At 35.9% G+C, this 14359-nt stretch carries 8 protein-coding genes; 2 read left to right on the top strand and 6 right to left on the bottom strand.

Going from position 1 to position 14359, the window contains the following annotated elements; genetic code table 11:
• The coding region (fbaA, locus tag ACIQ6Z_RS06915) for a class II fructose-bisphosphate aldolase (RefSeq protein WP_396210187.1) at window positions 1-810 on the top strand (810 nt) is incomplete at its 5' end.
• Between the two features lie 109 nt (window positions 811-919).
• Entirely contained in the window at window positions 920-1774 is an 855-nt protein-coding gene (gene accD / locus ACIQ6Z_RS06910; RefSeq protein WP_396210186.1) for an acetyl-CoA carboxylase, carboxyltransferase subunit beta, read from the top strand.
• A 32-nt stretch (window positions 1775-1806) separates the two neighbouring features.
• Here accD and ACIQ6Z_RS06905 read toward each other — a convergent pair whose 3' ends face one another.
• The 6 genes from ACIQ6Z_RS06905 to ACIQ6Z_RS06880 form a co-directional block, all read right to left on the bottom strand.
• Entirely contained in the window at window positions 1807-4011 is a 2205-nt protein-coding gene (locus ACIQ6Z_RS06905; RefSeq protein WP_396210185.1) for a TonB-dependent receptor plug domain-containing protein, read from the bottom strand.
• A 140-nt stretch (window positions 4012-4151) separates the two neighbouring features.
• Window positions 4152-5402, bottom strand: a complete 1251-nt coding sequence (locus tag ACIQ6Z_RS06900) for an ABC transporter permease (RefSeq protein ID WP_396210184.1) — start codon at window positions 5400-5402, stop codon at window positions 4152-4154.
• Between the two features lie 137 nt (window positions 5403-5539).
• Window positions 5540-8404: an alpha-amylase family glycosyl hydrolase gene (locus ACIQ6Z_RS06895; RefSeq protein WP_396210183.1), complete on the bottom strand. Its 2865-nt coding sequence runs from the start codon at window positions 8402-8404 to the stop codon at window positions 5540-5542.
• A gap of 62 nt (window positions 8405-8466) precedes the next feature.
• A complete protein-coding gene (locus ACIQ6Z_RS06890) occupies window positions 8467-9801 on the bottom strand; it encodes a SusE domain-containing protein (protein ID WP_396196570.1) in 1335 nt (444 codons plus the stop codon).
• 17 nt (window positions 9802-9818) lie between these two features.
• Window positions 9819-11393 carry a RagB/SusD family nutrient uptake outer membrane protein gene (locus tag ACIQ6Z_RS06885; RefSeq protein ID WP_396210182.1) on the bottom strand — a complete coding sequence of 525 codons (1575 nt, stop codon included), beginning with the start codon at window positions 11391-11393 and terminating at the stop codon, window positions 9819-9821.
• 11 nt (window positions 11394-11404) lie between these two features.
• Entirely contained in the window at window positions 11405-14344 is a 2940-nt protein-coding gene (locus ACIQ6Z_RS06880; RefSeq protein WP_396210181.1) for a SusC/RagA family TonB-linked outer membrane protein, read from the bottom strand.
• Window positions 14345-14359: the final 15 nt, after the last annotated feature.

Here is a 14359-nt window from a genome sequence, read left to right as displayed (position 1 = left end):
GCAAAACACATCCATACACTAGCCGAAGCTTATGGTGCAACTGTGATTTTACATACCGATCATTGTGCTAAAAATTTATTGCCTTGGATTGATGGATTATTAGATGCCTCTGAAAAACATTTTGCCGAAACAGGAAAATCATTATTCAGTTCGCACATGATTGATTTATCAGAAGAGCCAATTGAAGAGAATCTTGAAATTTCTAAAAAATATTTAGAAAGAATGAGCAAAATGGGCATGACCTTAGAAATTGAATTGGGTATCACGGGGGGTGAAGAAGATGGTGTAGACAACTCCGATGTAGACAGTTCCAAATTATATACCCAACCCGAAGAAGTAGCTTATGCATATGAAGAGTTAATGAAAGTAAGTCCGAGATTTACCATTGCAGCTTCGTTTGGAAACGTTCACGGTGTATACAAACCGGGGAATGTAAAATTGACGCCAAAAATTCTTAAAAATTCACAAGAATACGTTCAAAATAAATTCAACACTGGAGCAAATCCTGTTGATTTTGTGTTCCACGGTGGATCAGGCTCTACGATTGAAGAAATTAGAGAAGCGATTGGTTACGGTGTAATAAAAATGAACATTGATACCGATTTGCAATTTGCGTTTACAGAGGGTATCCGTGATTATATGGTAAACAAAGTAGACTATTTAAGAACACAAATTGGAAGCCCTGATGGTGCTGACAGTCCAAATAAAAAACACTACGACCCAAGAAAGTGGGTACGTGAAGGTGAAGTTACGTTCAATACACGATTAGAACAAGCTTTTGCCGATTTAAATAACGTGAATACTTTATAAGTTCGAAATACGAGGTACAAAGTACGTCGTTTAAAATTTATTATTAATTGAAATTAGATGAAGATAAGGTTAGCCTTCCAACTTCTAACTTCTAACTTTTAACTTAATTATGGCTTGGTTTAAAAGAAAAGAAAAAGGAATTACCACTGCAACGGAAGACAAAAAAGATGTTCCAAAAGGATTGTGGTACAAATCACCAACCGGAAAAATTATTGACCAGGATGAATTGGCCAGAAACTTATGGGTTAGTCCGGAAGATGATTATCATGTTCGAATTGGTAGTAAAGAATATTTCGAGATTTTATTCGACAACAACGAATTTAAAGAGCTTGATGCCAAATTAACATCTAAAGACCCCTTAAAATTTGAAGACACTAAAAAATACAGTGATCGTTTAAAAGACGTAATGGGTAAAACCAAATTAAATGATGCAATTCGTACGGCTGTAGGAAAATCAAAAGGGAAAGAACTAGTAGTTTCTTGTATGGATTTTGCTTTTATTGGTGGTTCAATGGGAGCGGTAGTAGGTGAAAAAATTGTAAGAGCTATTGATTATTCAATTAAACACAATGTCCCTTTTGTTTTGATTTCAAAATCGGGAGGAGCACGTATGATGGAAGCGGCTTATTCGTTAATGCAATTGGCCAAAACTTCGGCAAAATTAGCACAATTAGCGGAGGCAAAAATTCCATACATTTCATTATGTACCGATCCTACAACGGGTGGAACAACGGCATCTTACGCAATGCTAGGAGATATCAATATTGGAGAGCCTGGCGCATTGATTGGATTTGCGGGACCTCGAGTGGTAAAAGATACCACAGGAAAAGATTTACCCGACGGATTTCAAACGTCTGAATTTTTATTAGAGCATGGATTTTTAGATTTCATTGCACCTAGAAAAGAACTGAAAGATAAAATCAACTTATATATCGATTTGATTCAAAATCAATCCATTAGATAAAAAAATCCCGTTAGTAACCTAACGGGATTTTTTTATAATATAGCCCGTACTGACAAAACAAAATTCTTGCCGGGCGATGCAATGCCAGAACTGTAGGGCCGGTATCGTTGGTCGGTTATGTTCTCTATTCCTGCAGTAATGGTCAACTTATCCGTAAACTTATACATCGATTTAAAATGCAACGCATACCAACTTGGCGAATAGGGATTCCCATTTCGATCAAGGGCATAAATTTCTTTTTTTCCTCTTTCTTCTTCTGCCAAATCTTTGTAAGCTACTTCATCACTGTACTGCAGATTGAGTTCCAGATCTAATTTTGAATGGGTAAATCCAAATCGAGTTAATCCGAAAAAGGGTGCTGCATGACGCGAAGGACTTTTTCTACCATTGTCCAATTCTTCTTCACCTTTTTGATAATTTAAATCGGTAGTAAACCGAAATCCTGAAGGAAGATTAAGCACAATCCCTGCTTGAACTCCATATACAAACGCATGCGCTGCATTTTGAATCGCTTGCACTTGACTCAATTCGCCATCATACATGATTTGTGAAGCCCCATTTAACGTAAAATCTCTTCTTACTAGAGCATTATCTAAATAGGTATAATAGGTAGAGAGGTCAATTTTAACATTTTTCCCCACTTGTTTAAGCACATTAAAATCAACATTGTATGCATATTCTGCTACTAATTTGGGATTCGGAATAACCACAGCTCCTGGTTCAGAATCAAAAACCTTTCCTATATCGTCTACATTAGGAGATCGAAAAGCCGTTCCTACATTTGAACTGATTACCCATTTTTTTGTGGGTCGATATACAAATCCAACACTACCCGTTACTGAATGGTTGTCGATTGTTGCCTTAGTAAATGGAAATGGATAATAGGTCGTATCAAAATCGGCATTCAAACGATACGTATTGTATCGCAATCCGGCTTGAAGGGTAAATTTATCCGACAGCAAATAGTGGTCATTCACATAAACGCCCATAGATTCCCATATCGCTTGAGGATAGCGAGAAGGTCCTGCCTGACTTGTTCCTGCTACTATGTCTTGATTTACCCCAGAAGAGTTTACATCATTGAGAACATATTCAACTCCATAATAGATTTTATGATTGAGGGCTATTGTTTTTGAAAAATCAATATTTACGGAATAGGCATTTACTTTTTCAGTTCGAATATCTCTGTTGGGACTATTTATATTCCTACTTACTCTACTTTCTTCAAAAAACTGATGCGCCAAACGAAGGACCATTTGATCAAATAGTTTTGAGTTGGAGTGATGTGTAATATTCAAATTGTTCATCGTCCATTTTTGAGGCCCATAGTTAAATGCTCCATACCTTGGTAAACCAACACTGGTATAGCGAATGTGTCGATCATATCTGGCATAGCTGGAAGTCTCTGAAAAATGTAAGCCGTATTGAAAATCCCACTTTTCATTTGGTTTATATCGCAATTTTTGCATGACATTAATTTGGGAATATGCGGTAGGTTTTTGCACTAATGGATCCTCATTAGTAACAATCACATCTGTTCCATTTTGTCTTTGAACATAAAAGGGGCGTAAATAGTCATCAGGACCATGAGTCCCCATTTTCAAATCACCAAAATCATTCGAACTGATGCTGGTAACCGCAGCCCATTTGGACCAACCTACATTCACATCAAAATGCCCTGTGTTTTCATTATTCGCAGAAGAATATCGCGTTACTGCGCTACCAGAAACAACTGTTTTTTCTTCGTTTGAAAATTGAGGTGATAAAGTTTGAAAACTCATCACGCCACCAATAGCATCGCTTCCATAAATCACAGAACCGGGTCCAAAAACGATCTCCGTTCGTTCGGTTGCAAAAGGATCTAAAGAAATGACATTTTGAATATTCCCTCCACGAAAAATGGCAGTATTCATTCGAACCCCATCTATCGCATATACTAATCGGTTCGTGGCAAAACCTCTAATCATAGGGCTTCCACCTCCTTGCTGACTCTTTTGCATAAACACTTTTCCCGAAATCGTCAATAAATCAGCGGCCGTTTGAGGATTATGAAATGTAATGTTGCGGGTTGTAATTACACTTACCTTCTGTGGTACCTCTTTACTATTTTGTTTCCAGCGGTTAGCAGAAATGATTACTTCCGTAAGCTCTTTGCTAGAAGCAATTGAATCTTGCACTGTTTGCGAAAAGGCAAAGACAGAACACAATAAAACAAAAAAGGATAAATAATTTTTCATTCTTAATTTTATGCATACAAAATAGTTCTATGAGAAAAAATCCGATAGAATGCACTTTTTCAAACATAACATTTATTGAATTTGAGAGGTGCTATACATTTGGAATAATTTACCATTCAAATATACAAAAAATCAAGTGATTACATGCCGCTTCGAATAGCCTCAACAGGATCTAATTTAGAGGCAGAAATTGCAGGAACAATTCCGGCTATTAATCCAATAAAGGCTGCTAAACCAGAACCAAGTAACATGTTTGAAGCGCTTAAAACAAATTCAAAATCTAAGGTATTAGATAATATAATTGCAATAATCCAAACCAAGAACATTCCGATCAGACCACCAATTAAAGACAATATTACCGCTTCAAACAAAAATTGGAACAATATAAATTTATTTTTTGCTCCTAATGCCTTTTGAATACCAATCAAATTGGTGCGCTCTTTAACCGAAACAAACATAATATTCGCTATTCCAAATCCACCTACTAATAGAGAAAAAGCACTGATGCCCCAACCAATAGCATTCATTTGACCGACGATATTATCAATAAAATCGGTAAAACCGGAGAGCACATTCATAAAGAAATTATCAATTTCTCCTGTTTTTACTCCCCTATGCACTCTTAATTTTTGTGACACTTCTGCTTTAAACTCTTCGATGTCAATTCCTTTTTCCGGCTTAATTAATATAGCAGCACGCAACGCATCATTATCATCCCCATACATTCTTCTCAAGAAATTAACTGGAAAAAAAACTCCCACATCATTACTATCACCAAACATTCCTTGACCTTGCTTTTTTAGCACTCCAATAACAGTTAGTTTTTGACCGTATAATCGTATTTTTTTTCCTATTGGATCACTAGTGTCAAATAATCCCTTTGCTACCTCATTTCCAATTACAACTACAGGACTTCCTGAATTAGACTCGGCAGCATTAAACAACCTACCTGTTTCAATTTTAATGGGTTCTATATCAAAAAAATCCTCTGTTGAAGGCTTAACACGAATTGAATTTACTGTTTTTGATTCAAATTTTACACTTTCATTTCTTGCAAAAAAGTTAAATGAAATCTTATCAATACTGGGAACACTTTTTTTCAAAAACTCAAATTCTTCATACGTGACTTTAGGAAATTGATCGCGCTTCCATCGGGGAACTTCAGAGGGACCAAAGGAGAAATTCATCAAGTAAATGGTATTCATATCCATATCACTCAGGTCTTCTTTAATTTTTTTATCCATAGAATCCACAGCAGCTAAAACGGCTATAATGGAAAAAATTCCTATCGTTACGCCTAACAAGGATAATAACGTACGCAATTTATTATTGCGAAGCGCATTGAGTGCAAAGCTGAAACTTTCTGTAAGTAAACGTATGTATAAAAGCATAAATTATAATCTATTAGTATAAGTAGCGTAAACGCTAAAAATGTTACAACGGATTCTCCAAAAAAATACCCCAAAAAAAGTAATTCCTCTTTTGGGGTATGCATAAATACTAACTATAAGTACTAACTCAAAAATAGTTATTCTTTACTAATTTTTTTGGTTTGTATTGACCCTGTTGTTGTTTTAATTTTAACCATATAAATCCCTGATTGCAATTGATCAATTAAAATTGCTTGATCGGCAGCCACTGAAGTATAGGTACTTACCAATTGGCCCGTAAGGGTATAGATATCAACACTTGTAGCATCCTGGTTGATAGCAAAACTATTTTTAACTGGGTTTGGATAAAGCATCACATCGGGTGAAAACGTATTGAAATCCTCAGAACTTAATGTAGAGGGACGATTTCCAAATACTCTAAAACGACCCGAAGCCACCGTAATTAAATCGGTCGGATTGTTAATTGTTACCGGAGTATTATTATTCATTAAATCATACCATGTCATTGGATACGTATAAACATCAGTTGGGAAATTTGGATTAATTGTAGTATTACTAGTATCAAAATTTGCCAAAACCACAACGTTTCTTAGCTGAGATGTAGTAAACGCATTGTTGTAAATGTAGATTCTTTGTTTGAAATTATTATTTGATTCTGGACTGATTGCATGATCTGCCAAAAACACTGGTTCGGTGGTTTTGAGTTTAATTAACTTAGACCAATCATTTAATATAGCTGTTCTTCGGGTATCGGCCAACCAATTTTGTGTCCATTGTACTTGCTCTTTAGTATCTAATTTACAATCACCAGGAATTGTACTGCTCTCATCATTAACTGTGCCGTTGACACATGTATAAATCGATTGACTACTCCCTAATTCGCCAAAATGCCAAATCATTTTGGGCCCTGGAACTAAAAGACTAGTTGCTCCTATAGCTCCCATTCTATTTAAGGCATTGGTTAAATTATTTCTAACAGGAACAGTTCCAGCTGTGTTACCATAAGTTATGGCTTCATACATTAATCGATCTTTATCATGGCTTTCAGGATAGCCTAACAACCTTTTACCATTAAAACCACGACTGGTGTGTGACATTCTAGAAATATTTTGACCGGAAAAACCTAAAGCAAGCTCTTTATATTGTGTGAATAATTCACCCCACATCATAATTCCTTTTCCTTCACTTAGACGATAATTGGCCCACTCACGCTCTTCAACATCTCCTCCAAGGTGTTCAAAAATTACATAATGGTTGTCGTCTAAACTCCAAGAATAATCGGCATATTCTTTTAAAACATTGACACGATCTTGCTGATAATTATTAGTACACGTTTGATCACTTGCCGTACAATTTTGGGTAAATCCTTTGGTTAAATCCCAACGAAACCCGTCAATTTTATATTCGGTAATCCAATGCTTAATGGTTTGTTTCACATAGTTTTTGGTCAAAAGTGATGAATGATTAAAATCATCGCCAACACTATAACTGTGTCTTGCAACTGTATTAAAATAAGGATTTTCTGTACTTGGAGGACCCCATCCATCTCCATCAGGGTCGTTCATCCACATTCTAATCATTGGATTTCTTCCAAAAGCATGATTGAAGGCGATGTCTAAAATAACAGCAATTCCGTTTTGATGACAAACGTCTACTAATTCTTTAAATTTTTCTGGGGTTCCATAGAATTTATCTAAAGCCATGTGAAATGCGGTATTGTATCCCCAACTTTCGTTTCCTTCAAATTCCATTACAGGCATTAATTGGATGGCATTGATTCCCAAATCTCTAAAATATTGAATGCGATTGATCACATCTTGAAAATTTCTATTGGCGTCAAAATCACGAATTAACAATTCATAAACGACTAATTTATCCTTATTGGGCTTATTGAAATTAGTTACTTGCCAATTATAAGCAGATTGACCGGTCTTTAATAACGTTACCTCACGATCTTGACCAGCTGGATACAAGGGTAAATTCGGATATGTACTACTCGGAATGTAAGGGTCATCAAAAGGAGATAAAACGATTGTTGAACAAGGATCGGCTACTTTTACCAAAGCAGGTGAATTTGCAATAGGTGTTTGATCTACTACCCAATACTGATAGGAATAATTTGTTCCTGATGTCAATCCGGTAAGTTCTAACCAATATTTCCCCGAGGCCGGATCTTTCTTCATGGCGTAACTGCTGGTTGGATTCCAGTTGTTAAAACTACCCGCTACATACACAAAATCTTTCAAAGGTGCATCTAATACTAGAGTAGCTTTGGTGTTATCCGAAGCATTATAATTAATTCCATTGACCAAGCCAGCTGGTATAGTTTGCGATACCGTATTTGGATTAACCAATACTCTGAAATTTTTGGTTGTCGTTATAGCACCTTGTGTTACTTCCAACGCATAAGTTTGATTGCTTGTAATATTTAAATGGGTATAACTATAAGTTGCAACACTAGTCGCTGTATTTAATGTTGTTCCATTCGCTTTTAGAACATAATTTGCGTTTCCATTGGTATTGTTAGCCGCAACCGTGAGAGCAGCACCACTATTTAAAATGGTAGTACTGTTTTGCAAGGGTGCCGTTAAATTGACCTGAAAAGCGCCAACATTAATTTCTAAATCGGTCGTTTGTGGACTGCCAGCCGCTGCTCTAAAAACGACATTAATTTTGCTGATAGTTCCCGAATTGATGCCAAAAAAACTTTGAATCGTAGGCGTTAAATCCAACTTATAAGTAGATCCAGACACCAAGATTAAAGCCGGTTGGGTGGCATTATTCCCCCAAGTACCAATAACCCCTTGCCATGGAGCTCCATTAAGTGTTACGCCTATGTGTGCGTAAATAATACCCGTGTAACTTGCTAGTGGTGTTCCTGTTTTATTGAACAATAAAGTTGCCGAACTGGTTTGCTCGGGTGTTGTTCCTCCTTGCCAAGTTAGCTGTGCAAAAGAATGTAGGGTGGATAACAATAGTGCAAAAAGTACTATTTTTTTCATAAATTTTTATTTAAATAAAAAAAAGGCTGACCGTTGGGCCAGCCTTTTTTGTTTTGTTATTATTAATTCACTCGGTTGAGTTGGTAAGTTGAATCAGAAGTATTTACTACAATTCTATAGTTACCAGCAGTTGTCACAGCAATGTTTGCACCACCTGCTTCTAAAGTACCGTTAGCACCATTATCACCTAAGTTAACAGCCCAATCCTGATTTACTCTAAATTTGATTTCCCCTACTGTTAAAGGCACAATTTCAGCTACCCATACACCGTTGCTTAATGGCGTAAAAGTAAAGTCTGGTGATGCCCCCCAGTTGTTGTATCCTGAACCAACAACACCGTATAAATCTGCTTGTTCAATAGTGTAAGTTGAATTTACTAAATCTAACGTTACCATATAATAACCAGCTGTTACAGCAATGTTTGCTCCACCTGCTTCTAACGAACCATTAGCACCATTATCTCCAAAATTATCAGCCCAGTCGCTGTTTTTTCTGAATTTGATTTCACCAGCTACTAATTTAACACCAACTTTAAACGTATTAGTTACATAGTCGTAAGTAAATTTAGCATCTGGAGTAGCTCCCCAGTTGTTGTATCCTGAACCTACAATTCCCCATGAGAATAATTCTTTTGTATAGGTATTGTTGTTTAAATCAAGAGTGATTTTGTAAGTACCTGGAGTCACTACAATATTTGCTCCTCCTGCTTCGATTGAACCGTTCGCTCCATTATCACCGAAGTTTGTTCCCCAATCGTTGTTTGCTCTGAATTTGATTTCACCAGCAACTAAAGTAACGTAAGCTACGAATACATTAGCTTGAGTAGTTGTATAAAAAGGAGCATCAGCAAAGGCACCCCAGTTGTTATAACCAGATCCTACAACTCCCCATTGCGAAATTTCAACACCTGAACCTCCAGAAATTGCTTCTAAAAGTGTTACGTTTATTCTTTGAACAGGTGTATACATTAAAGTTGTTGAAAGACCATCACCAGGATATGCTTTTACTCTAAAGTTTAACACCCCTGCACCTGGCGCTGTAAAACCGTAATCGGTAGCCAATGATTTTAAAGTTCCAATAGATACTTCAATTTGATTGTTTGCATTAGAAAGTGTTGGAACCACTACAGCATCTGTAAAATCTCCAAGAATTGAAGACTCTAAACGATACGAAACATTGGTTTGAACACCAAAATCTGCAGCATTGAATGCAAAAACAGCTCCGATATTGTTATCGGTAATGTTTTCTGCAGGTAAAGCATACTCACTTAAAAAAGTGTTTGTAAAATCGAACTCTCCCTGAGGAGTAGCTGTAAAGACAGCATAATCATCATCACAAGAAACTATACTTGTGGCCAATGATAAAAACAATATTGAAATTTTTATAAAATTTTTCATTTTGATTTAGAATTAAATTAATATCCTGGATTTTGTGTTAAATTTGAATTTACTTGAAGCGTATTAGAAGGGATTGGGAACAAATTTCTAAAACCACCTACTGCTGATCCTGAAGGAGCATTTCCTTTAAATGGCCATAAGTAAGTATTCGTTGTGAAATAGTTGTAACGAACTAAATCGGTACGACGTTGTCCTTCCCAAAACAATTCTCTAGCTCTTTCGTCTAAAACAAAGTTTAGCGTTAAAGCACTACTTGCAATATTACCTGTAGTATTTCCGTAAGCTCTTGCTCTAATTTGGTTGATTCTATTTAAAGCTTCAGTTAAAGAACCGTTTCCACCTCTTAATGTGGCTTCAGCATAGTTCAAATAAATTTCAGACAATCTAATTAAAGGCACATCTGTATCCACAAAGTTACCAGAAGCATCTCTACCTCTTTGCCCAGTAGATGTTACGTTTTTAAATTTTGTAACCGCATAACCATCTGTAAATCTTCTGATGTTAGCAATCTCAAGAGTTTGTCCATTAGAATAAAACATGGCTCTTTTATCATTTGCCCCCATTTTACCTACCAAAGCACTTGTCGTTCTAAGACCACCCCAGCCTCCATTCACACCAAAATCATTTGGGTTCATAGAACCACCAACAGCAGCATGCACTAAGAAAGTACTTCCACCGTAGGTCTGACTGTTTAATCCGTCAAAATTTAAAGCAAAAATAAATTCGTTTTGTGCTCCATTTGAACCGTTATCTGCTAAGAATAATTCATCATAAGCTGTACCATTAGCATTTAAATCTGTAGTATGTAAAGCATACGTTGAAGTCATTACATTGTTTGAAAAGGTAATACAGTCGTTGTAACGAGCTGTACCTGTCCAAGCTTCTGCATTCAAATACAATCTAGACAATAAAGCCCAAGAAGCTACACGATCAACACGTCCATATTCATTAGCACCAGATGCCGCTAAATCGTTTTGGATATCCAACAACTCCGCTTCAATGAAATTGAAAATTTCAGCACGAGTACTTTGCATTGGCAATGTAGTTTCGATACGCGTTACTAACGGAACATTGCCATACATATCAATTAAGTTGTAGTAAGCATAAGCTCTGATGAAACGTGCTTCAGCAATGTATTGCGTTACCACAGGATCATTTAAACGTTCTGCATTTTCAATAAATGAATTAGAGAACGATACGGTTTGAGCCAAACGGTTGTACATCGCATCAGTAAAGTCATTACTTGCTGTCCAGTACATTCCGTGTAAATCTTGCAATCCGGCGTCTCCCCATGCTACTACAGCATTATCAGTAGTCAATTCATTCAAATTGAACAACATTCTTGAAAATTGTGAAAATCCTTCATCAATATTTCCTAAATCGGGCTGACCCGCTGGTCCATTCTGACCAGTCAAAGCCAAACTAGCATAAACTTTAGCTAGTGCACTTTTTGCTTCAGTAGCATTAGCAAATACGTCTTCCTCAGTAAAACTATCTGGGTCAATAGGCGATTGATCTAAATCACTATGACAACTCGTTACTGAAAAAAGTAATGTTAATGCTGTTGTTAATGTTATAAAAATATTTTTCATAAACTAAATTTTTAAAAATTGAAATTAACGCCAAACATGAATGAGCGAGGTCTTGGATAAAAATTATTATCAATTCCTGAAGGAATTTCAGGGTCAATACCGCTAAAATTAGTAAATACTGCTACATTTTGAACAGATCCATAGAAACGAGCATCAACTCCTTTTGAAATTTGTTTCGCAGTATATCCAATTGAAATGTTGTCAATTTTGAAGAACGATCCATCTTCAATAAAATGATCACTTAATGCCGTTACATCAGAAATAGTTGTGAAACCAGATGTCAAATAATCGGTATGTAAGTTTGTAATATAATCATTAGTAGATGGAACAGCTAAATCTAAAATTCCTTTTGATGCTTTTACATCATTATAGATGTAGTTTCCTAAACTAACTCTAGAAATAATAGCCATATCCCAGTTTTTATATCTAAAATCGGTATTAATACCCATTAAAATATCTGCGAATGGATCGTTGTAAAAATATTTGTCGCTGTCGTTAATTTGACCATCGCCATTTAAATCGGCAAACGCACCTTCAATTGGCACTCCGCTTGCATCATAAATTTGTTTGTATACAAAGAAACTATAAGGTTGTTCTCCTTCAGCATGCATTTGAACATTATTTCCTACTCCGGTTGAAATACCTCCAACAGGTTGGTTGTCTGGTAATTTAATTACTTCGTTGTGGTTGAACCCAATGTTATAATTGATGTTCCACTCAAAATTATCGGTTTTGATAGGTGTTAAATTTAAAGCAAATTCAATACCTCTGTTTTCCATGTCACCAATGTTTCGCTCAATTTGATTCGAGAAGTTAGTGAAAGGGTCAACTGTTGAATTAGCAATTAAATCTTTTGATCTTCTTACATAAGCATTCACCGAACCGTTTAAACGATTATTCCAGAATCCAAAATCTAAACCAACGTTTAACGATTGGCCAATTTCCCATTTCAAATCTTTATTAACCGCATCGGGTCTATAGGTTTGATAGAAAGAAGGTAATCCGTTTGCAGATCCAAATTGGTATTGAGCTGTTTGCGTACTTCCTGTATAACGTGTTAAGAATTTATAATCTCCTAAACCATTTACGTTACCTACTTCACCATAACCCACTCTCAATTTCAAATTGTCCATTTTTAAATTCTTCATGAACGACTCTTCCAAAACATTCCATGCTAAAGCAACAGATGGAAAATAACCCCAACGATCTTCTGGATTCAACTTAGAAGAAGCATCAGCTCTTAAAGTAGCAGTAAATAAATAACGTTTTTTGAAATCATAATTTACACGACCGAAATAAGACAACAAGACATTTCTAGATTTATCAATAAATTCATATTCTACTCCGTCCTCTTCGTTTTCACTATCATATCTGTAATTGTCATATTCAAAAGATTGATAAGAATGTCCAATTACAGCATTTAAATTGTGTTTGTCACTGAAAGATCCTACATATGAAAAATATGCATCAAATAATTTATTTGTAGAATTGTTTGCATAGGCAACACGAGATCCGTTCCAAGTTGGATCAGAAGTTGGAATTAAATCAGATGTAATATTTCTTCCATTACTGTTTGATTTATCCAAAGCTATATTTACGGTTGCTGTTACATCTTTAAAAAACGGCAAGTTGTAATCTGCTTTAACGTTTCCTAAAAATCGTCTTACTTCAGACGAATCATCTGTTAAGTTTAACAAAGCAACCGGGTTGGTTGGCGCTAAAGCAACTTGTTGGTTAGTAGCTGGAGAGATCCAAGCAAAGTAACCCCCAAATGGTGAATTCGCATCAAATACAGATTGTGTTGGATCAAAAACTGCTGCCGAACCAATAGCGCCTCTGTTAGCAAATTGATTTTCTTCGTAATTCCCTTTGGCATTAATCTCTACCTTTAAAGCATTGTCAAGAAAACTTGGACTAAACGATAAAGCGGCAGTAGTACGCTCAAAGTTATCCGTACTTAAAATACCGTCATGATTTGTATACGAAAGAGACGCTCTCATTGGAACACCCCAAGCATTACCTGTTGCGCTAAAATCATGATTTCTACCAAAAGCCGTTTTGTAAATTTCGTCTTGCCAATCGGTATTAGCAGTTCCTAATAATCCAGAAGTGGTATCATCATAATTTGAATCCAATGCAATAACATCACGCAATTGATTTGCCGACATTACATCTACTCTATTCATAACATCATACATAGTAGTTGATGAGTTGAACGTGTATTTAAATTCTTTATTTTTTCCTTTTTTGGTTGTAATCACAATTACACCGTTTGCACCACGAGATCCATAGATTGCAGTTGCAGAAGCATCTTTTAAAACCGACATGCTCTCAATATCACTTGGATTGATCAAGTTTAATGGGTTTCTAGATCCGCCTACACCCCCATCAATAGGCACTCCATCAATTACAAATAAAGGTTGACTGGTTAACGATAACGAACCTATACCTCTAATATTAATGTTTGAACTTTCACCCGGAGAACCTCCGTTTGAAGATATGCTTACCCCAGCTACTTTACCACTGATTAATTGTTGTGGTGACAGTACGGGACCATCATTAAAATCTTTAGATGTTATTAATTCAACGGTACCGGTAGCATCTTTTTTCTTTACAGCTCCGTATCCAATTACTACAACATCTTTTAATTCTTGTAAATCTTCTTCTAATCGAATAGTAACTGAAGATTGATTTTCATAAACTAATGTTTGATTTTTAAATCCAATAAAAGAGAACGTGATTTTTTGTCCTTTTTTTAGATTTGATAATGTAAAATTACCATCAAAATCAGTCGCAGTCATAGTGTTAGTACCTTCGATTGCTACGGATACGCTAGGCAGTGGCTGTTGCGTTTTACCCTCTAAAACAACACCTTTAAGTGTGTTTTGTGCAAACATCCCTATCGGAAAGATAAGTAAGAAAAGTAGTAACTTTTTTTGCAGTGTTTTCATACAAATTGTTTAGGT

The sequence above is a fragment of the Flavobacterium sp. genome, assembly GCF_044376915.1.
Taxonomy (GTDB): domain Bacteria; phylum Bacteroidota; class Bacteroidia; order Flavobacteriales; family Flavobacteriaceae; genus Flavobacterium.
The sequence above is the reverse complement of the archived record's forward strand: the minus strand, read 5'-3'. Positions and strand labels throughout refer to the sequence as shown.